We start from the raw sequence: 20,648 nt of genomic DNA, 5'->3' as shown, positions 1-20,648 counted from the left end.
TATGCCAAAACTGATCATTCTTCCTCATCCCGTACTCTGTCCGGATGGCGCAGCCCTCGAGGGGCAAAGCGGCGAGACCATTCTGGATGTGGCGCTGCGCAACGGTATTGAAATCGAGCACGCCTGCGAGAAATCCTGTGCCTGCACTACCTGTCACTGCGTGGTGCGCGAAGGCTTTGACTCTCTCGAGCCAAGTGACGAGCTGGAAGACGACATGCTGGACAAGGCGTGGGGGCTGGAGCCGGAATCGCGCCTCAGCTGCCAGGCTAAACTGGCGGACGAGGATCTGGTGGTGGAACTGCCCAAGTACACCCTGAACCTTGCCTCTGAACGCCATTAATTACACATGAGTGAATTGCACGTGCAGCATCCTGTGGTGCTTCAGTGATATGGTGGAAGGCCGTGACCCTTGGGGGCACGGCCTTTTTTGTATTCGTTATTCTCTCTTTGCCAATAAGCTCTTTCCCATAAAGAGTGCTTATACATAGTGCCAGTAAAAAGGAAGCAAACACGATGGCTGACATGATGAAGGTAGCGTTATCCACCCAGGCTGCGGCCGCCCATTGGGGCGAGGGCGCCCAGCTCAGTTTCAATGGCGACGAGGCACTGATCCATCTCGGTGCCGCCGGTCAGGAGAAGGATGCTCTGCGCACCGTTCAGCGCGCCGCCCGTCGCCTCGAATCGAGCGGGATCAAGCGGGTGACGCTGGCCGGTGAGGGGTGGGATCTGGAGCGGCGCTATGCGTTCGCCCAGGGGTTCTACGCCGCCAAGGGATCGCGTGAACTGGATTTCGGCCAGCAGAGCGACGCGGATGCCCGTGAACTGGATGCGCTGCTCAAGGCGGCTCGCTGGGTACGTGACATCACCAATGGCTGTCCGGAAGAGATCTACCCCATGAGTCTGGCGGAATCGGCCCTGTTGCTCATTCGTGGTATCGCCGGGGATCAGGTCACTGCCCGCATCACCGCCGGTGAAGCGCTGCGCGAGTCCGGCCATATCGGGATCTGGTCGGTTGGCCGTGGCAGCGAGCGCGAGCCTGTGCTGCTGGAGCTCGACTACAACCCGACGGGTGATCGCAATGCGCCCGTGGTGGCGGCGCTGGTGGGCAAGGGGATCACTTTTGATTCTGGTGGCTACTCCATGAAGTCCTCTGACAACATGCTACCGATGAAGTCCGATATGGGCGGCGCCGCCATGGTGACTGGCGCGCTGGCGCTGGCTATCAGCCGCGGTTTGAACCAGCGGGTGAAGCTCATTCTCTGCTGCGCCGAGAATCTGGTCTCCGGCCACGCCTTCAAGCTGGGCGACATCCTTACCTATAAAAACGGTATCTCGGTCGAGATCCAGAATACCGATGCGGAAGGGCGTCTGGTACTGGCCGATGGCCTGATGGCGGCCTCCGACAGCGGCGCGACTTATATCCTTGACGCTGCCACCCTGACCGGCGCCGCCAAGATGGCGCTGGGGCGTGATTACAATGCGGTGTTTGCCCTCGATGAGACCGAACAGCTGCGTGCGCTGGCCGCCGCCAAGGTGGAAAACGAGCAGGCGTGGGCGCTACCGCTGGAGCCCTGGCATGCCAGCCAGCTCACCTCGGCCTTTGCCGATCTGGGCAACGTCGCCTCAGCCGAAGGCACGGCCGGTGCCACCACGGCTGCTGCGTTCCTCTCCCGCTTCGTGCGCGATGAGGGCAAGGGCTGGGTGCACCTGGACTTGGCGGCCTCCTATCAGAAATCGGGCAACGATCTCTGGGCGACCGGTGCCAAGGGTCACGGCCTGCGCACAATCGCGCGCTGGCTGCAGGAGGTGACCGCATGAATGTCTGGCTGAGTCGTGAATTTGCACCTGCCGAGTGGGGGGAGGGGGCGCTGCTCTCTCACCGCGCCGACGGCATGGTGATCCATCTGGTGACGACCAATCCGCTGCTCGATATCCAGCAGGCGGCCCGTCGCCTCTGCCAGCAGGGGATCCAGAAAGTGACCCTGGCTGGCCATTGGGAGCGTGAGCAACAGTGGGCCTTTGCCCAAGGTCTGCAAACCCCCAAGGCTGAGGTGCAACTGCAGTGGGCCATGTCCTCGGAAGAGGACAGAGAGGAGCTGGAAGCGCGTTGGCTCTGTGGCCGCTGGGTGCGCGAGATGACCAATGCTACCCCGGAGCAGTTGGGCCCGCTGGAGCTGGCGGTGGAAGCGGCCTCCTTTATTACCGAGCTGGCACCGGACAAGGTGAGTCATCGCATTTTGAAAGGCGAAGCGCTGCAACAGGCGGGCTGGGTCGGCCTCTATCAGGTGGGCCGCGGCAGTGCGCGCGAACCGGTATTGCTGGAGCTCGACTTCAACCCGGGGCGTGACCCCAAGGCGCCGGTAGCGGCAGCGCTGGTGGGCAAGGGGATCACCTTTGACTCCGGCGGCTACTCCATGAAGAGCTCCGAGGGGATGCTCACCATGAAGTGCGACATGGGGGGCGCGGCGATTGTCACCGGTGCGCTGGCGCTGGCCATGCTGCGCGGGCTCGACAAGCGAGTGAAGCTGATCCTCTGCTGCGCCGAGAACCTGGTCTCCGGCCACGCCTATAAGCTGGGCGACATCCTCACTTACAAGAACGGCACCACGGTCGAGATTGTGAATACCGACGCCGAGGGGCGGCTGGTGCTGGCCGATGGCTTGCAATTGGCGAGCGAGTCCGGCGCACCGCTGATCATCGACGCTGCGACCCTGACCGGCGCCGCCGTGATGGCGCTGGGTGGGCGCTACAATGCCCTGTTTGGCCTCGACAAGGGGTTGGTGAGCCGGGCCATGACCTATGCCGATGCAGAGCAGGAGCCGGCCTGGCCGCTGCCGCTGGAGCCTTGGCACCGCCAGCAGTGCCCCTCCCATTACGCCGACACGGCCAACAGCCGTCCGGTGAAGGGGGGCGGGCCGGGTGGCGCCTCCAACGCGGCGGGCTTCCTCTCCCGTTTCGTTGCCAACGAAGGGATGGGCTGGCTGCATATTGATCTGGCGGCCTGCTTCAGTGATAACGGCGATGCTCTCTGGGCGCCGGGGGCCAATACCCTGGGGATGCGCACCATAGCGCGGGCCCTGCTGGCGGAAGCCAAATAGGCGAGACAAGGCACCTTCGGGCTGTCTCTTATACACAAATCCCCAAGCATCGCTTGGGGATTTTTTTGAACCTTTTCCCTTCTCCGTGATCTGACTCTTTTGCCATCCCTTATCACGGCTCTAATATGCATCTCACCCAACTCGAACAATGGGCATTCGACCAGTTTGGCCATGCCAATCTCAAGGACCCCAGACGCACTGAACGTCTCGTCAAACTCGCCACCGCCCTTGCTCAACAACCCGGAGATTGCGTGTCACAACTTCCCCTCTCACCCGCCGACATGGAAGGCTCATATCGCTTTATTCGCAACCACCATGTCAATGCCGATGCCATTGCTGATGCAGGCTTTGCCACCACCGCAGCCCTAGCCAGGGACTACGACCTGTTGCTGGCACTGGAAGATACCACGGCCCTGACCTTCAACCATGCCAGCGTCCATGATGAGCTGGGGCACACCAATCAAGGCAGTAGTCGCGCTCTGCTGGCTCACTCCGTCTTGTTGTTTGCTCCGCATAAATCGCAGGTGGTCGGCATGATTGCACAGCGTATCTGGACCCGTGATGTCAGCAAGCGGGGAGAGAGCCACCGGCATGCCACCCGGCCTTACAAGGAGAAAGAGAGTCGCAAGTGGGAGGAGGCATCCGTGGCCTTTGCCGCCCGTCTCGGCACTCAGATGGCCAACGTTATCTCGGTCTGTGACCGGGAAGCGGATATCTACGAATATCTGCATTACAAGCAGAGCAACCAACAACGCTTTGTGGTGCGCTCGATGCAAAGTCGCTGTATCGAAGAGCATGACCACAAGCTCTACGACTATGCCCGGCAGTGCCACTCTGCCGGCACCAAGGTCGTCAAAATACCGCAGCGGGGCGGCAGAAAAGCCAGAGAGGCCGTGCTCGACATCAAGTTTACCAAAGTCACCCTAAAGGCTCCGGCCAACAAGCGTAACGAGCCGGATATCCCGCTCTACTACGTGGGATGCATTGAGCAGGGCGATGCCTCTGACCGGCTGGAGTGGCACCTGCTGACTAGTGAAGCCGTGACCGACGATGCACAGGCCCGCAAGGTTATCGGCTATTACGAGCGGCGCTGGCTTATCGAGGATTATCACAAGGTCTGGAAGAGTGCCGGCACTCGGGTAGAAACCTTAAGGATGCAGAGCATGGATAACCTGAAGCGGATGTGCGTCATCTTGTCGTTTATCGCGGTGCGTCTGTTGCAATTGAGGTTTATCAACGAGGAGTCATCGGCACAGAATCAAAGCTGCGAAACGGTGATAGGCCCGACGGGGTGGAAGCTGCTTTGGCGAAAGGTAGAGAAAACGCCGTTGCCAACCAAGGTGCCGGATATGAGATGGGCGTACCGGAGCCTGGCCAAGCTGGGGGCTGGAAGGACACTAAACGAACGGGGCGGGCTTCAATAGCGGCATTATGGGAGGGCTGGTTTCGACTCCAGACCCTCCTGGAAGGCTACGAACTGGCGCAGTCTCTTGAGCACCAATAGTTGTGATCAAGAGACAGCCTTCGGGTGCCTTTTTCATGCTGTTCGAATAGTGAGCAAAAGATGGGGTTTTGGCTGCTTAAGGTAACTATCGTGCGCAAGCGCACATATTTTCTGGCTCTGCTCGGTCAAGATGAGTGTGGATGTTGATTGCAAGGGGGTGATGTTTAATAAAAAGTTGCTTTTTTGTGTGTTTTTCGGATTTTTGTTTACGTATAATCGCCAGCGAACATGGATTCTAACAATAAATCTCTGTAGTTAAGGAAAGCTATCAATGGCCATCGAACGTACTTTCTCTATTGTCAAACCGGATGCTGTCAGCAAGAACCTGATCGGCGAGATCTACCACCGCATGGAAAGCGCTGGCTTCACCATCGTCGCCGCTAAAATGCTGCGTCTGACCAGCGACCAGGCTGCCGGCTTCTACGCCGAACATCAAGGCCGTCCTTTCTATGATGCGCTGGTGACTTTTATGACCTCCGGTCCGGTCATGGTGCAGGTGTTGGAAGGGGAAAATGCCGTTCAGCGTTACCGTGATCTGATGGGGCTGACCAATCCCGAGCAAGCACTGGCCGGTACCCTGCGTGCCTGCTTTGGTGAGAGCATCGATCGCAATGCGGTGCACGGTGCCGACAGCTTTGCCTCTGCCCAGCGTGAGATCGCTTACTTCTTCAGCGAAAACGAGCTCTGCTCCCGCGACTAATCTCGCGACTGATACCTGCAAGGGAGCTTCGGCTCCCTTTGTTGTTTTCGCCGTTTACGCAATATCCCTCTATTCTCCAGGTGGAAAGCCAGACCCATTATTTGTACAATGCCGCCCCCTGACGTCGTCAGCCAATAATTGATGAAGTGTTTGAACTGAGGCCATTGATGAGCGAAACAAAAATCAACCTGCTGGATCTTGATCGGGATGCCATGCGCGCCTTTTTCGTCGAATTGGGCGAGAAGCCATTCCGGGCAGATCAAGTCATGAAGTGGATCTATCACTTTGGGTGTGATGATTTCGATCAGATGACCAACGTCAACAAGGTGCTCAAGGAGCGCCTCAAGGCGATCGCCGAGATCAAGGCGCCCGAGATCAGCCGCGAGCAGCGCTCTGCCGATGGCACTATCAAGTGGGCCCTGCAGGTGGGTGATCAGGAAGTCGAGACCGTCTATATCCCGGAAGATGACCGCGCGACCCTCTGCGTTTCCTCTCAAGTTGGCTGTGCGCTGGAGTGCAAATTCTGCTCTACCGCCCAGCAAGGCTTCAACCGCAACCTGAAAGTCTCCGAGATCATCGGTCAGGTGTGGCGTGCTGCCCGCGTGGTTGGTGGCAAACGCCCCATCACCAACGTGGTGATGATGGGGATGGGCGAGCCGCTGCTCAACCTCGCCAACGTGGTGCCCGCCATGCGCTTGATGATGGATGACTACGGTTTTGGCATCTCCAAGCGCCGGGTGACCATCTCCACCTCTGGCGTGGTACCGGCGCTGGACATGCTGGGCGACCAGATCGACGTGGCGCTGGCTATCTCTCTGCACGCCCCGAACGACAAGCTGCGCTCCGAGATCATGCCGATCAACGACAAGTACAACATCGAGGAGTTTCTCGCCGGTGTCCGTCGTTACCTCGAGAAGTCCAATGCCAACGGGGGGCGGGTGACAGTGGAATATGTGCTGCTCGATCATATCAATGACGATATGCAGCATGCTCACGAGCTGGCCAAGGTGCTCAAGGATACCCCGAGCAAGATCAACCTGATCCCGTTCAACCCCTTCCCGGGCAACCCATATGGCAAGCCGAGCAACAGCCGTATCGATCGCTTCTCCAAGGTGCTGATGGAGTACGGTTTCACCGTGATTGTTCGCAAGACCCGTGGTGATGACATCGACGCTGCCTGTGGTCAGCTGGTGGGTGACGTGATTGACCGTACCAAGCGAACTATCAAAAATCGGATGCAACAGGATGGGATTTCCGTCAAAATGGTTTAAATGCTAAGCCATTGTATAGACAGGGAATGGATACACGTACATTGATCGTAGTGGCAGCGCTCTGCGCGCTGCCAGGCTGTGTGACCGAGACCACTTACGCTGGCCAGAATTCGACCCAGCGTGAAGTGGGCCCCGACCTTAAGGCGGCTGCCCAAACTCGCCTCGACCTGGGTATTCAGTACCTGCGTCAGGGCAATGCCGAGCAGGCCAAGTTCAATCTTGACCGCGCCCTCCAGTATGACTCCTCCAACCCCCAGGTTCAGATCGGTTTTGCCTACTTTTACCAGAAGGTCGGAGATTTCAAGGCGGCTGAGACCTATTATAAAAATGCCTTGGCCATGGACCCGTCCAATGCTGACGCAATGAACAACTACGGGGCCTTCCTCTGTGATCGCGGCCGTTATGCCGAGGCAGATCAGGCGTTCAACCAGGCGGTTGTTCAGCCAGGCTACGTAAAAATTGCTGATACCTATGAAAATGCGGCACTTTGCGCTCAGCAAAATCATAGAAATGATAAAGCAAGCGAGTACTATCGCCTGGCCTTGGGGTATAATCCCCGCAATCCAAGGTTATTGCTGGACTTGGCCGAGCTTTCCATGAAAGATGGCAAGCTGCCTGATGTACAGTCCTACCTCGCCCGTTTTGCCGGTGTGTCAGACGAGAACGAGGAGAGTCTCTGGTTGAGACTACGGCTGGCACAGGCGATGGACAAGCCGGCATTACTTCACCAATTCGGGACTGAGCTGGTAAGGCAATATCCCACTTCGCAACAAGCCAAGCGTTATTTAGCCAATGACTATTGAACAGCAACACGATTTCCAAGACGACTCCCAGGCAGTGGGCCCAGGCCAATTGCTGCGCAACGCCCGCGAACAGCTCGGCTGGACACGAGAGCAGGTTGCGTCCCGCATTCACCTTCGTCTGACCCTGATCGCCGCTATTGAATCGGATTCCTACGACAAGCACACGTCCCATACTTTTATCCGGGGCTATCTGCGTACCTATGCCAAGTTGGTCGGGCTCCCCGAGGAGACCATTCTGGCCGCTTACGACAAGCTGGGTCTGACCCCTCCCGACAATATCGACATGCAGAGCTTTTCCCGTCGCTCCCGCCAGCAAGCCAACGACAGTCGGCTCAAGGTGGTGACCTGGCTGGTGATCCTGGTGCTGATTGCGCTCTCGGTCGCCTGGTGGTGGCAGAGCACCGCCCGTCGCTCCGCTGGTGATGACGCGCTGGCTGCCACCGAGATGAGTGCAACCAGTTCGACTCCGGCTGAACCGGCTATCACGCCGCCCGATGCAATCAACACAGCTCCGGTGGAAGGCGCTGCCATCGCACCGGCCGCCACGGACGTGGCTGCCCCTGCAGTGGTCTCCGATGCGACGGCTACTCTGGCGCCTGCTTCTGCGGCTGTTGCCCCGAGCGATGTCAGCGCGGCTGTCGGCACTGCGACCGATGCTGCAGTATCCGGTGCCAATGGCACTGAATCTGAAGAGGCTGTCGTTGATCCGGCGACTGCGCCGCAACTGAAGATGAGCTTCACCGCCGATTGCTGGCTGGATGTGAAGGATGCCAACGGCAAGACCCTGTTCAGTGGTCTGAAGAAGGCCAACGACGAGCTGGTGCTGGAAGGCGCCGAGCCCCTGAAGTTCATCATTGGCGCGCCGATGGCCGTCAAGCTTGACTACAAGGGTCAGTCGTTTGATATGAGCCGTTACAACAACGGTCGTACAGCCCGCTTCTCACTGCCGCAGGAGTAATCTGTTTCCCATGTCTGTTCACGAAAAGTCGTCTCACGAATCACCCATCATTCGTCGTAAATCCAGACAGATCATGGTTGGTAATGTACCGGTTGGGGGCGATGCCCCCATTACTGTGCAGACCATGACCAACACCAAGACCACCGATGTCGCCGCCACCATCGAGCAGATCCAGCGGATCGAGCGGGTCGGTGCCGATATCGTCCGTGTCTCCGTGCCCACCATGGAAGCGGCGGAAGCCTTCCGGCTCATCAAACAGCAGACCCGCATTCCCATCGTCGCCGATATCCACTTCGACTATCGCATCGCCCTGAAAGTGGCCGAGTACGGTGCTGACTGCTTGCGTATCAACCCGGGCAACATCGGCAACGAGCAGCGGGTGCGTTCGGTGGTCGATTGCGCGCGCGACCTCAATATCCCGATCCGTATCGGGGTCAATGGCGGGTCGCTGGAGAAAGATATTCAGGAGAAGTACGGTGAGCCGACTCCCGAAGCGCTGGTGGAGTCCGCCATGCGTCACGTGGACTATCTCGATCGCCTCGACTTCCAGAATTTCAAGGTGAGCGTCAAGGCCTCCGATGTGTTTCTGGCGGTCGGTGCCTATCGCCTGCTGGCCAAACAGATCGAGCAGCCGCTTCATCTGGGCATCACCGAAGCGGGCGGTTTCCGTGCCGGTGCGGTGAAGTCTGCCATTGGTCTGGGCATGCTGCTGGCTGACGGGATCGGCGATACCATTCGCATCTCCCTTGCTGCCGATCCGGTGGAAGAGATCAAAGTCGGTTTCGATATTCTCAAATCCCTGCGTATTCGCTCCCGTGGCATCAACTTCATCGCCTGTCCCTCCTGCTCACGGCAGGAGTTCGATGTGATCGCCACCGTCAACGCACTGGAAGAGCGGCTCGAAGACATCATCACCCCGATGGATGTCTCCATCATCGGTTGTGTGGTGAATGGCCCGGGCGAAGCGCTGGTCTCTGATCTTGGTCTGGCGGGGGCCGCCAACAAGAGTGCATTCTATGAAGGGGGCCAGCGGGTCGACAGGCTAGACAACAAGGATCTCATTCCGGTGCTGGAGCGACGCATTCGCGCCCGGGCCGCCATGATGGATCCTGCCAACCGGATCCGGGTGGACAAGGATTGAGCCAATCGGGGCCACATTGGGTGGCCCTTTTTCCAGGTGACTGATTTTAAATCCCGCATCCGGATCCCCTGATTTTACCTTGGGGGGGAAAATCCCTATAATGCGGCCAAATTTTACCTCTTTTTCTCGAGTATCAACGTGGCAAAACAGATCCAAGCTATTCGCGGTATGAATGATTGCCTGCCGGAGCAGAGCCCGGTATGGCAGAAGGTTGAACAGATCCTGCGCCAGGTCGTTGCCAGCTATGGCTACAGCGAAGTGCGCATGCCGATTGTCGAGCAGACTCATCTGTTCAAGCGCGCCATCGGTGAAGTGACCGACGTGGTTGAAAAAGAGATGTATACCTTTGAAGACCGCAACGGCGACAGTCTGAGCCTGCGTCCGGAAGGGACCGCCAGCTGCGTTCGTGCCGGTATCGAGCACGGTCTGCTTTACAACCAGGAACGCCGGATGTGGTACATCGGCCCCATGTTCCGTCACGAGCGTCCTCAGAAGGGCCGTTACCGCCAGTTCCACCAATTCGGTGTCGAGCTGTTTGGCATCAACGGGCCGGATATTGATGCTGAGCTGATCATGCTGACCCACCGTCTGTGGCGTCTGTTTGGCATCAGTGAGCATGTGACCCTGCAGCTCAACACCCTGGGCCAGAGCGCCGAGCGGGCCGCTTACCGCGATGCGCTGGTGGCCTATCTGGAGCAGTACAAGGATCAGCTGGACGAAGAGAGCCAGCGCCGTATGTACAGCAACCCGCTGCGGGTGCTCGACTCCAAGGATGAAAAGGTACAAGCCATTCTGGTGGGTGCCCCGCGTCTGTTCGACCATCTGGGCGAAGAGAGCCTGGCCCACTTCGAGGGGCTCAAGCGCCTGCTCGAGTCCGCCGGTATCAAATACGAAGTGAACGAGCGTCTGGTGCGTGGTCTTGACTACTACAACCTGACCGTGTTCGAGTGGGTTACCAGCAGTCTGGGTGCCCAGGGCACCGTCTGTGCCGGTGGTCGCTACGATGGCCTGGTGGAGCAACTGGGCGGTCAACCGACCCCGGCCGTGGGCTTCGCCATGGGCATGGAACGTCTGGTGCTGATGCTGGAGACCCTCGAGCTCAACGCCGATATTCGCCCGGCGGTGGATGTCTATCTGGCGATGGTGGGCGAGGGGACCGAGCAGGCTGGCTTCCAGTTGGCCGAGCGTCTGCGCGATGCCCTGCCGGACTTGCGCCTGATGAGCCACTGCGGGGGGGGCAACTTCAAGAAACAACTCAAACGTGCCGACAAGAGCGGCGCGGCAATCGCCCTGATCCTTGGTGAGACCGAGGTGCAAAACGGGGAGATCACTATCAAATATCTGCGTGGTCAGGCCGAGCAACAGACCATCAAGGTTGACGCCGCCATTGCCCTGCTGGCAGCCAAAGGAGAGTAAGCTGTGGAAGTCTATACCACCGAAGAACAACAGGTTGAGGTTATCAAGGAGTGGTGGAAAGAGAACGGGACCTCGGTGATTGCCGGGACCGTGATCGGTCTGGTCGGTCTGTTCGGCTGGCGCTATTACAACCAGCACCAGCAAGAGACCATGGAGGCCTCCTCCCAGGCTTACAGTCAAGTGATTGAACAGCTGGCAAAGGGTGATGCTGTCGGTTTAGAGCAGGCGCAGCAGTTTGTCACCGCCAACAAGGGTGACTCCTATGCCGAGCTGGCTGCGCTGCAACTGGCTGCCGCTGCCGTCAAGGCAGGCAAGCTGGATCTGGCTGCCGAGCAGCTGAGCCTGGTGGCGACCACAGGTGACGAGAGCATTCGTCCTATCGCGACTCTGCGACTGGCCCGCGTGCTGAATGATCAGGGCAAGGCGGACGACGCGCTGGCCAAGCTGGCGACCGTCCAGAATGACGCCTTCAAGGCGCAGGTAGCCGAAGCCCGTGGTGATGTGCTGCAAAAGCAGGGCAAGACCGAAGAGGCTCGTGATGCCTATCAGGCGGCGGCGGATGCCGGCGGTCTGCAGGGTAGCGCCGAGCTCAAGCTGAAAATGGACGATCTGGCCCTGCCGGCCGTAGCGACTGGTGAGGCACCGGATGCGTAATCTATTCAAGATGGTGGCGCTGGGGGCTGCGGTCTCCTTCGCTCTGCAGGGTTGCTCCCTGTTCAGTTCGGAAGAGGATCTCAACCCGATGGCGCCGCTGCCCAAGGTTGAATCTGCCTTCACTGCCGACACCGCATGGTCATCCACCGTAGGTGATGGCATCGGGGACTTTTACTCTCAGCTCAAGCCGGTGGTGGAAGAGGATCGCATCTACGCGGCGGCCCGTGACGGCGATGTCAGTGCCTTTAACCGGGCCAGTGGCGATCGCCTCTGGACCGTCGATCTGGCTGACCTGCCGGTCAATGCCGACAAGCGCAGCGCCCGCCTCTCCGGTGGTCTGGTCTCCCGTTACGGCAAGTTGTTCCTCGGCTCCGAGAACGGGGTGGTCTATGCCCTGAACGAAGAGAACGGTGACGTGCTGTGGCAGACCAATGTGCCCGGCGAAGTGGTGGCGAGCCCCGCGGTGGAAGATGGCCGGGTGGTGGTACTGACCACCTCCGGTCGCCTGATTGCACTCGATACCGACGAAGGCAAGCTGCAGTGGTCGCTCTCCGAAGAGCAGCCGCCGCTGACCCTGCGCAGTGCCGGTGCGCCGGTGATCACCAACGGCGCCGTGATTTACGGTCGTGCCGATGGCAAGGTGGGCATTGCCCTGCTGAGCAATGGCCAGCCGGTGCGTCAGTCCAAGGTGGCGGATGCCCGCGGTGCTACCGAACTGGACCGCATGGTTGACGTCGATGCCAGCCCGCTGATTGCCGGTGATGAGCTCTATGCCATCGCCTACAACGGTCAGTTGATGGCGCGCAAACTGATGACCGGCGATGAAGTGTGGAAGCGCAAATATTCCGGCTATCGCGATCTGGCGATGACCGGCAATGCCATCGTGCTGACCGACAGCCGCAGCCATCTGTTTGCCATCGATCGTCGCAACGGTCTGGAGCTGTGGTCCAACACCCAGCTGGAGAATCGTACCGTCACTGCACCAGTCATCTTCGGTGACTATGTGGTGGTGGGTGATGTGGAAGGATACTTGTATTGGCTTGATCGTACCGACGGGTCCATCAAGGCGATGCAGCAGCTCGATAGCAGTGGTCTCTACGCCGCTCCGCTGGTGGATGGCGAGACCCTGTATGTGCAGAGCCGTGACGGCAAGTTGTACGCCCTCAAGCGTCCTTGATCGTCCGATAATGTGAATATCCGGCTCCTGGTCTTCGGACCCGGAGCCTTTGTCGTCTTGAGAATGAGGCTTTTATGACTCCTGTAGTAGCCCTGGTGGGCCGCCCCAACGTGGGGAAATCCACCCTGTTTAACCGCTTGACCCGTACTCGGGATGCCCTGGTTGCCGATTTTCCCGGTCTGACCCGGGACCGTAAATACGGTCAGGCGAAGTTGGGCGAGCTGGAATTTATCGTGGTCGATACCGGCGGTATCGATGGCACCGAAGAGGGGATCGAGCTGAAGATGGCCGAGCAATCCCTGCTGGCCATCGAAGAAGCGGATGTCGTGCTGTTCATGGTGGATGCCCGTGCCGGACTGACCGCGGCGGATCAAGCCATCGCCGAGCACCTGCGCAAGGCCCACAAGAAGGTATTTCTAGTGGCCAACAAGACCGATGGCATCGACGGTGACTCTGCGGTTTCCGAGTTCTACGGTCTGGCGCTGGGTGAGGTTTACCAGATCGCGGCCGCCCACGGTCGTGGCGTGCTGAGCCTGCTGGAACTGGCCCTGGCTCCCCATCTGGAGACCCTGGTCGACGCCGCTACCGATGAAGATGCGCAGGATGAGGAAGAGGAGGACTTCGACGAAGAAGCCCTGCTGCGCATGGTGGCTGCCGGTGATCTGGATACCAAGGAAGATACCAAAGAGACCCCGTTTGCCGACCTGCCCATCAAGTTTGCCATCGTCGGTCGTCCCAACGTCGGTAAATCTACCCTGACCAACCGCATGCTGGGTGAAGATCGGGTCATCGTCTATGACATGCCCGGCACCACCCGCGACTCCGTCTACATTCCGATGGAGCGTGACGAGCAGAAGTATGTGGTCATCGACACCGCCGGTGTGCGTCGTCGTGGCAAGGTGCACGAGACGGTGGAGAAGTTCTCCGTCATCAAAACCCTGAAAGCCATCGAAGATGCCAACGTCTGCCTGCTGGTGATCGACGCCCAGGAGACCATCACCGATCAGGACTTGAGCATTCTCGGCTTCGTGCTCCACTCCGGCCGCTCCGTGGTGCTGGTGGTGAACAAGTGGGATGGTCTGGATCAGAAGGTGAAAGAGGATGTGAAGAACGAGCTGGACAGACGTCTGGGCTTCATCGACTTCGCCCGCGTCCACTTCATCTCCGCCCTGCACGGCAGCGGTGTTGGCCACCTGTTTGAATCCATTCAGGAGGCTTACCAGTCCGCCACCCGCCGTACCAGCACGGCGATGCTAACCCGCATCATGCAGATGGCGCAGGAAGATCACCAGCCGCCGATGGTCAACGGTCGCCGCGTCAAGCTCAAGTATGCGCACGCCGGTGGCTACAACCCGCCGCGTATCGTGATCCACGGTAACCAGCTCAACGATTTACCGGACTCCTACAAGCGGTATCTGATCAACTACTTCCGCAAGTCCCTCAAGATCATGGGCTCGCCGATCCGGGTCGAGTTCCAGGAGTCGGTCAACCCGTTTGAAGGCAAGAAGAACACCATGACTCTGAGTCAGGAGCGTCAGCGCAAACGCCTGCTGAAGATGAAGAAGAAATAAGTCCTTGCGGCTGCCCTCACCGGCAGCCGCGTTGTTATTCCCCCTGCAGTAGCGTAATGTCCGGCGGGGAGGGGAACCCGCCATGGGCAAGCAAGCCCATCGCAGGTTCACTTTATGAGGAGTCGACAATGGAAGCGCTGCTTTGCCCGTCATGCCAGGCTGAACTGGATACCCGCAGCAAGGAACAGACCTGTGGTCAGTGCCAGGCCCCTGTTCGCGTCACGGCCATCTGCCCCACCTGCCAACAGGAGCTGGAGCGTCTCAAGGCGTGCGGCGCGGTGGATTACTTCTGCAACCACTGCAACTCGCTGATCTCCAAACGGGTGGTGCAGTTCAAGGTGGCGTTGGTGTAAGACGGTTATCAGGTGACAATTAAGATAAAAAAACCCGGCGAATGCCGGGTTTATGCTGTGTGCTCTGCAATAAGCAGGGTATAGGATCGATTTCTGCGCCACAGGTTGCGCTTGATGTCATTAAGCTTGAGTTTGCGTCTGGGGCTCCAGCTGCACTTCGCTTTCCTGACCAGACTGATTTTTCTACGTTTTTGCATCTTGGTCTCCTCCCAACTGGGCGGCCATCCCGGCCTTGGGTTATTGATGGAGCCCATCCGAAATTGCTGTTATTTAATCTCTCAACATAATGAAAAAAATGCGATTTCGGATAGGCTCCGATGTGAATCGATGGTAACAGAGAAGTTTGGGTGAAAACAGCCGAATAATGGCTGGTTAGTGCAAGGTGATCTGATTGACCACCTCGGCGATGACGGTGGGGCGTTCGACCAGCTCAGGCTCGCTGTCGTTGTCGAGACTCTCCCGCTGCTGCGCCTTTTGCTGCTCGTTGTCGAGCCAGAGCAGGCTCTGGTAGTACTGGCGCACGTTGTTGACATAGTTGCGCGCCTCGCTGCCACGGGCATAGCCGTAACGCACCTTGCGATGCCAGCGCGCCTGTTGCAGCAGCGGCAGCACCTCTTTCACGTCGCTCCAGGCATCGGGATTCTTGCCAAGATCCTTGGTCAGGCGGCGGGCATCCATCATGTGGCCGTAACCGATGTTGTAGGCGGTGAGGGCAAACCACACCTTCTCGTCATCGGGCACCGAGTCCGGCACCTTCTCCATCATCTGTTGCAGATAGAGAGAGCCCCCCTTGATGCTCTCTTCCGGATGAAGCCGGTCGTTGACCCCCATCGCCTTGGCGGTGGGCTCGGTCAGCATCATCATGCCGCGCACGCCGGTGTAGGAGCGGGCCTGAGGGTCCCAGTGGGACTCCTGATAGCTGATGGCGGCGAGCAGGCGCCAGTCGATATTCTTGGCGTGGGTCTGGAACAGCGGCTGGTACTTGGGCAGCAGGCTCTTGGCGCGCTTGAGGAAGGTGCGGGTATCGACAAAGTCGAAGTTCTGCACGTGGCCAAAGTACTTCTCGTCCAGCTTGGCGATGCCGCCATCCATGAAGCGCTGGCCGAAGAAGTCGATCACGCTGGCATAGAGGCTGTCATCAGGCAGCTTGCTCATGGCCCAGGCGACGGTCTGCTTCTGGGCCAGGGTCAGCCCCTCGGTGAGCTCCGGGTAGTAGCGCTGGGTACGGGCCAGCACGGTATCCTGCACCACAGTGTAGTCAATCTTGCCATCCACCACCTGCTTGAGCAGCTCCTCCACATCTGTGTCGTAGCTGGTGCTCCACGTCAGTTTCGGATTCTTCTTGCTCATCTCTTTGAGCAGGTCTTCCCCGGTGGAGCCGGCGGCCACCACCAGCTTGCCCTTGATGTCGTTCAACGAGGTCGGCTTGGGGTTGCCGTTGCGATAGACCAGCTTGGGGGAGACCTGGTAGAAGCCCGGGCCAAAGCGAAACAGCTCGCGCCGTTCGGGGGTGACCATGATGGCGGCAGCCGCCAGATCGAGTTTGCCCTTTTTCAGCAGGGCGACCAGTTCGTCAGTGGTGTTGACCGGGATGATGGTGAGCTTCACCCCCAACCAGTCGGCATAATTTTTCGCCAGCTCGTAATCGAACCCCTGGGCGAGGTCGTCACGCTGGTAATAAGAAGTGGGGCCGTAGATGGTGCCAACCCGGATCTCGCCTCGTTGGCGGATCTGCTCCAGCTGGCTGGAGGCGGTATAGAAGTCGCAGCCAACCAGTGTCAGCGTCAACAATAGCCCGATAAACAGTCGAAAAATGCAGCGCAAGTAGGTGAGTACCTTTGTTGAAAAAATCGGCATTTGTCAAAAAAGAGGCACCTTTATACCAGAGAGTGTGCGCGGAGTCACACTGCACGAAATGAGAAAAACGTTTGTCCGCTGTGAGCCAGATCCCTATAATACGCGCGTCTCAATTCCCCCCCACTTTAAAACTTGGTGAGAAAGGTCATATGGATATCTTGCGTGGTGCCCCAGCACTGTCTGATTTTCGTGTCCAAAAACTGCTGCAACGCTTCGCACAGATGAGAAACGAGAGTGGTACGGAGAGTGGAGTAGAGAGCGGAGTAGAGATAGAGGATGTCTATGCCGAGTATGTGCACTTTGCCGAGCTGACGAGCCCCCTGTCGCCCCCCGAGCGAGCGACCTTGGGCCAGCTCTTGCGCTACGGCCCGACCATCCCCGAACACACCCCCAGCGGTCAGCTGTTTCTTGTTACCCCCCGCCCCGGCACTATCTCCCCCTGGTCTTCCAAAGCAACCGACATCGCCCACAACTGCGGCCTGAAACAGGTCAAGCGGCTGGAGCGTGGTATTGCCTATTACCTGACCATCAAGGGGCAGGGTGAGCTGAGTGCCGCCCAGCGCAGCGCCATTGCCGCCGTGCTGCATGATCGGATGATGGAAGTGGTGTTTGCCGACATGGATGCGGCGAGCGCCCTGTTTGCTCACCATGAGCCGCGTCCCTTCACCCAGGTCGATGTGCTGGGCGGTGGCCGTGCCGCGCTGGCCGAAGCCAACGTGGCGCTGGGTCTGGCGCTGGCCGACGACGAAATCGACTATCTGGTGGAGAACTTCACCAAGTTGGGTCGCAACCCCAACGACATCGAGCTCTATATGTTCGCCCAGGCGAACTCCGAGCACTGCCGTCACAAGATCTTCAACGCCGACTGGACCATCGATGGCGAGCAGCAGCCCAAGTCGCTGTTCAAGATGATCAAGAACACCTTCGAGCAGACGCCGGATCATGTCCTCTCTGCGTATAAAGACAACGCCGCCGTGATGGAAGGGAGCCAGGGTGGCCGCTTCTTCCCGAGCCCGGCCAACGGCGAGTACCAGTATCACCAGGAGCAGGTCGACATCCTGATGAAGGTGGAGACTCACAACCACCCGACCGCCATTTCCCCGTTCCCGGGCGCAGCCACCGGCTCCGGCGGTGAAATCCGCGACGAGGGTGCCACCGGTCGCGGTGCCAAGCCCAAGGCGGGGCTGGTCGGTTTCTCCGTCTCCAACTTGCGCATCCCCGGCTTCGAGCAGCCCTGGGAGCAGGATTTCGGCAAGCCGAGCCGCATCGTCAGCGCCTTTGACATCATGCAGGAGGGGCCGCTCGGCGGCGCCGCGTTCAACAACGAGTTCGGCCGTCCGGCCATTCTCGGCTACTTCCGTACCTTCGAAGAGGAGGTGCCGAGCCACAACGGCGTCGAGGTGCGTGGTTACCACAAGCCCATCATGCTGGCAGGTGGCATCGGCAATATCCGCACCGAACACGTTCAAAAAGGGGAGATCCCGGTCGGCGCTGCGCTCATCGTGCTGGGCGGCCCGGCGATGAACATCGGTCTGGGCGGCGGTGCTGCGTCCTCCATGGCCTCCGGTCAGTCGGCCGAAGATCTCGACTTTGCCTCGGTGCAGCGTGACAACCCCGAGATGGAGCGCCGTTGCCAGGAGGTGATCGATCGCTGCTGGCAGCTGGGTGACGACAACCCTATCGTCTTTATCCACGATGTGGGGGCGGGTGGTCTCTCCAACGCCATGCCGGAGCTGGTCAACGACGGCGAGCGCGGCGGTCGCTTCGATTTGCGTGCCATCCAGAGCGACGAGCCGGGCATGAGCCCGCTGGAGATCTGGTGCAACGAATCCCAGGAGCGTTACGTGCTGGCAGTGGCGCAAGATAAGCTGCCGCTGTTCAAGGCGCTGTGCGAGCGCGAGCGCGCCCCCTATGCCGTGATCGGCACCGCGACCGAAGAGAAGCATCTCACCCTCTCTGACAGCCACTTTGACAACCAGCCCATCGATCTGCCGCTGGATGTGCTGCTGGGCAAGGCGCCCAAGATGCACCGCGATGTGGTGACCCTGCCTGCACAGGGTAAAGCGCTCCAGCTCGATGGCATCACTTTGAGTGACGCGGCCGAGCGGGTTCTGCGTCTGCCGACCGTGGCGGAGAAGTCCTTCCTTATCACCATCGGCGATCGCAGCGTGACTGGCTTGGTCAATCGCGACCAGATGGTTGGCCCCTGGCAGATCCCGGTGGCCGATTGCGCCGTCACCGCCGCTACCTACGACAGCTATCACGGCGAAGCCATGTCGATGGGCGAGCGTACACCGGTGGCGCTGCTCTCCCACTCCGCCTCTGCCCGTATGGCGGTGGCGGAAGCGCTCACCAACCTGGCGCCAACCCACATCGGGTCACTCAAGCGGGTCAAGCTCTCCGCCAACTGGATGGCCGCTGCCGGTCATCCGGGTGAAGATGCCGGTCTCTATGAGGCGGTCAAAGCGGTGGGCGAGGAGCTCTGTCCGGCCTTGGGTATCACCATCCCGGTCGGCAAGGACTCCATGTCGATGAAGACCCGCTGGCAGCAGGATGGCAAGGATCACAGCGTCACCTCGCCGCTCTCTTTGCTCATCTCCGCCTTTGCACGGGTTGAGGATGTGCGCAACACCGTTACCCCTCAGCTGCGTACCGATCTCGGTGAAACCGACCTTATCCTGATTGACCTTGGCAACGGCAAGCAGCGCCTCGGCGCCTCCGCCTTGGCTCAGGTCTATCGCCAGCTGGGTGACAAGGCGCCGGATCTCGACAATCCGGTCCAGCTCAAGGGCTTTTTCAACGCCATTCAGGCGCTGGTGGCCGATCGCAAACTGATCGCCTATCACGACCGCTCTGACGGCGGCCTGTTCGTCACCCTGACCGAGATGGCGTTTGCCGGTCACTGCGGCCTCGACATCCAGCTCGATCGCATCGGCGGCGAGCTGCTGCCGGCGCTGTTCAACGAGGAATTGGGCGCCGTCATCCAGGTGCGCCGTGAAGATAAAGAGGCGGTGATGACCCTGCTGGCCGGTCACGGTCTGGCGGCCTGCTCCCATGTGCTCGGTACCGTGCGCGAAGGGGATCTCATCACCTTGCAGCGGGGCGGTCAGGAGGTCTATCGCGCCAGCCGCACTGCCCTTCGCACCATCTGGGGCGAGACCAGCTGGCAGATGCAGCGCCTGCGTGACAACCCGGCGTGTGCCGACAGTGAGCACGCGGCCCGTCAGGATGCCACCGATCCGGGTCTGCATGCCAAGCTGACTTACAACCTGTCCGAGGATGTGGCGGCGCCCTATATCGCCCGTGGGGTTTCTCCCCGTCTGGCCGTGCTGCGCGAGCAGGGGGTCAACTCCCATGTGGAGATGGCGGCGGCGTTCGACCGTGCCGGTTTCGCTGCAGTGGATGTCCACATGAGCGACATTCTCTCCGGTCGCATCAAGCTGGAAGAGTTCCAGACCCTGGTGGCCTGTGGCGGCTTCTCCTACGGGGACGTGCTGGGGGCGGGTGAGGGCTGGGCCAAGTCCATCCTGTTTAACGACAACGCCCGCGAGCAGTTCCAGCGCTTCTTCGAGCGTGGCGATACCCTCTCCCTGGGTGTGTGCAACGGTTGCCAGATGATGTCCAACCTGCGAGACCTCATCCCGGGCGCCGATCTGTGGCCGCGCTTTGTGCGCAACCGCTCCGAGCGCTTCGAGGCGCGCTTCAGTCTGGTGCAGGTGCAGGAGTCCCCGTCGGCCTTCTTCGCCGGCATGACAGGCTCAGTGATGCCTATTGCCGTTTCCCACGGGGAAGGGCGGGTGGAAGTGCGCGATGCCGCTCACCTGAACGCACTGCAGCAGAGCGGTCTGGTAGGACTGCGCTTTGTCGACAACCGCGGCAGCGTGACCGAGCAGTACCCGGCCAACCCGAACGGCTCGCCGGATGGTATCACCGCCGTGACCACCACCGATGGCCGTGCCACCATCATGATGCCGCACCCGGAGCGGGTGTTCCGCACCGTGGCCAACTCCTGGCACCCGGACAACTGGGGCGAGGATGGCGCCTGGATGCGGATGTTCCGCAACGCCCGGGTCCGTCTGGGTTAATCGAGACGGCGCCAGCGCCTAAAAACAGCAACCGGCCACTTGGCCGAATGCCGATCAGTT

General features: G+C 59.7%; 15 protein-coding genes and 1 pseudogene. 15 read left to right on the top strand and 1 reads right to left on the bottom strand.

Annotated features, from left to right (window positions below; translation table 11 throughout):
* Window position 1: 1 nt before the first annotated feature.
* The 14 genes and pseudogenes from fdx (at window position 2) to NMD14_12120 (ending at window position 14,646) form a co-directional block, all read left to right on the top strand.
* Window positions 2–340 (top strand): ISC system 2Fe-2S type ferredoxin, encoded by a 339-nt coding sequence (gene fdx, locus NMD14_12185; protein ID XEI31544.1) that lies wholly within the window; start codon window positions 2–4, stop codon window positions 338–340.
* 173 nt (window positions 341–513) lie between these two features.
* The gene (pepB, locus tag NMD14_12180) at window positions 514–1,818 is read left to right on the top strand and encodes an aminopeptidase PepB (GenBank protein XEI31543.1); all 1,305 of its coding nucleotides are present in this window, start codon (window positions 514–516) and stop codon (window positions 1,816–1,818) included.
* The gene (gene pepB, locus NMD14_12175; GenBank protein XEI31542.1) at window positions 1,815–3,098 is read left to right on the top strand and encodes an aminopeptidase PepB; all 1,284 of its coding nucleotides are present in this window, start codon (window positions 1,815–1,817) and stop codon (window positions 3,096–3,098) included. Before pepB (NMD14_12180) ends, pepB (NMD14_12175) begins: the two co-directional genes overlap by 4 nt.
* Before the next feature lie 125 nt (window positions 3,099–3,223).
* Window positions 3,224–4,602 (top strand): annotated as a pseudogene (locus NMD14_12170) (IS4 family transposase).
* Between the two features lie 271 nt (window positions 4,603–4,873).
* On the top strand, window positions 4,874–5,302 hold the full coding sequence (ndk, locus tag NMD14_12165; protein ID XEI31541.1) for a nucleoside-diphosphate kinase: 429 nt from the start codon (window positions 4,874–4,876) through the stop codon (window positions 5,300–5,302).
* Between the two features lie 167 nt (window positions 5,303–5,469).
* A complete protein-coding gene (locus NMD14_12160; protein ID XEI31540.1) occupies window positions 5,470–6,573 on the top strand; it encodes a bifunctional tRNA (adenosine(37)-C2)-methyltransferase TrmG/ribosomal RNA large subunit methyltransferase RlmN in 1,104 nt (367 codons plus the stop codon).
* 11 nt (window positions 6,574–6,584) lie between these two features.
* The gene (gene tapF, locus NMD14_12155; protein XEI31539.1) at window positions 6,585–7,376 is read left to right on the top strand and encodes a PilW family type IVa pilus biogenesis/stability lipoprotein TapF; all 792 of its coding nucleotides are present in this window, start codon (window positions 6,585–6,587) and stop codon (window positions 7,374–7,376) included.
* A complete protein-coding gene (rodZ, locus tag NMD14_12150) occupies window positions 7,366–8,334 on the top strand; it encodes a cytoskeleton protein RodZ (GenBank protein XEI31538.1) in 969 nt (322 codons plus the stop codon). Before tapF ends, rodZ begins: the two co-directional genes overlap by 11 nt.
* 10 nt (window positions 8,335–8,344) lie before the next feature.
* Window positions 8,345–9,475, top strand: coding sequence for a flavodoxin-dependent (E)-4-hydroxy-3-methylbut-2-enyl-diphosphate synthase (gene ispG, locus NMD14_12145; protein ID XEI31537.1), 1,131 nt, complete (start codon window positions 8,345–8,347; stop codon window positions 9,473–9,475).
* 138 nt (window positions 9,476–9,613) lie between these two features.
* Window positions 9,614–10,891: a histidine--tRNA ligase gene (gene hisS / locus NMD14_12140; protein ID XEI31536.1), complete on the top strand. Its 1,278-nt coding sequence runs from the start codon at window positions 9,614–9,616 to the stop codon at window positions 10,889–10,891.
* Between the two features lie 3 nt (window positions 10,892–10,894).
* Complete coding sequence (locus tag NMD14_12135) at window positions 10,895–11,545, top strand: tetratricopeptide repeat protein (protein XEI31535.1); 651 nt, start codon at window positions 10,895–10,897, stop codon at window positions 11,543–11,545.
* Window positions 11,538–12,722 carry an outer membrane protein assembly factor BamB gene (gene bamB, locus NMD14_12130; GenBank protein ID XEI31534.1) on the top strand — a complete coding sequence of 395 codons (1,185 nt, stop codon included), beginning with the start codon at window positions 11,538–11,540 and terminating at the stop codon, window positions 12,720–12,722. The genes NMD14_12135 and bamB overlap by 8 nt, the downstream gene beginning before the upstream one ends.
* 74 nt (window positions 12,723–12,796) lie before the next feature.
* Window positions 12,797–14,293 carry a ribosome biogenesis GTPase Der gene (gene der / locus NMD14_12125; GenBank protein XEI31533.1) on the top strand — a complete coding sequence of 499 codons (1,497 nt, stop codon included), beginning with the start codon at window positions 12,797–12,799 and terminating at the stop codon, window positions 14,291–14,293.
* A gap of 128 nt (window positions 14,294–14,421) precedes the next feature.
* Window positions 14,422–14,646 (top strand): zinc ribbon domain-containing protein, encoded by a 225-nt coding sequence (locus tag NMD14_12120; GenBank protein ID XEI31532.1) that lies wholly within the window; start codon window positions 14,422–14,424, stop codon window positions 14,644–14,646.
* Window positions 14,647–15,018: 372 nt separating this feature from the next.
* Here NMD14_12120 and mltF read toward each other — a convergent pair whose 3' ends face one another.
* On the bottom strand, window positions 15,019–16,503 hold the full coding sequence (mltF, locus tag NMD14_12115; protein XEI31531.1) for a membrane-bound lytic murein transglycosylase MltF: 1,485 nt from the start codon (window positions 16,501–16,503) through the stop codon (window positions 15,019–15,021).
* A 149-nt stretch (window positions 16,504–16,652) separates the two neighbouring features.
* On the opposite strand from mltF, the gene purL reads away from it, so the two are divergent.
* Window positions 16,653–20,588, top strand: a complete 3,936-nt coding sequence (gene purL / locus NMD14_12110) for a phosphoribosylformylglycinamidine synthase (GenBank protein XEI31530.1) — start codon at window positions 16,653–16,655, stop codon at window positions 20,586–20,588.
* Window positions 20,589–20,648 lie beyond the last annotated feature (60 nt).

Origin of the sequence: Aeromonas veronii, assembly GCA_041319085.1 — a bacterium.
Classification (GTDB): domain Bacteria; phylum Pseudomonadota; class Gammaproteobacteria; order Enterobacterales; family Aeromonadaceae; genus Aeromonas; species Aeromonas veronii_F.
This window is presented reverse-complemented; position numbering and strand designations above follow the sequence as displayed.

Coding starts and splice junctions, on each gene's coding strand:
- fdx (XEI31544.1), top strand. CDS start 2: ATGCCAAAACTGATCATTCTTCCTCATCCCGTACTCTGTCCGGATGGC.
- pepB (XEI31543.1), top strand. CDS start 514: ATGGCTGACATGATGAAGGTAGCGTTATCCACCCAGGCTGCGGCCGCC.
- pepB (XEI31542.1), top strand. CDS start 1,815: ATGAATGTCTGGCTGAGTCGTGAATTTGCACCTGCCGAGTGGGGGGAG.
- ndk (XEI31541.1), top strand. CDS start 4,874: ATGGCCATCGAACGTACTTTCTCTATTGTCAAACCGGATGCTGTCAGC.
- NMD14_12160 (XEI31540.1), top strand. CDS start 5,470: ATGAGCGAAACAAAAATCAACCTGCTGGATCTTGATCGGGATGCCATG.
- rodZ (XEI31538.1), top strand. CDS start 7,366: ATGACTATTGAACAGCAACACGATTTCCAAGACGACTCCCAGGCAGTG.
- ispG (XEI31537.1), top strand. CDS start 8,345: ATGTCTGTTCACGAAAAGTCGTCTCACGAATCACCCATCATTCGTCGT.
- bamB (XEI31534.1), top strand. CDS start 11,538: ATGCGTAATCTATTCAAGATGGTGGCGCTGGGGGCTGCGGTCTCCTTC.
- der (XEI31533.1), top strand. CDS start 12,797: ATGACTCCTGTAGTAGCCCTGGTGGGCCGCCCCAACGTGGGGAAATCC.
- NMD14_12120 (XEI31532.1), top strand. CDS start 14,422: ATGGAAGCGCTGCTTTGCCCGTCATGCCAGGCTGAACTGGATACCCGC.
- mltF (XEI31531.1), bottom strand. CDS start 16,503: ATGCCGATTTTTTCAACAAAGGTACTCACCTACTTGCGCTGCATTTTT.
- purL (XEI31530.1), top strand. CDS start 16,653: ATGGATATCTTGCGTGGTGCCCCAGCACTGTCTGATTTTCGTGTCCAA.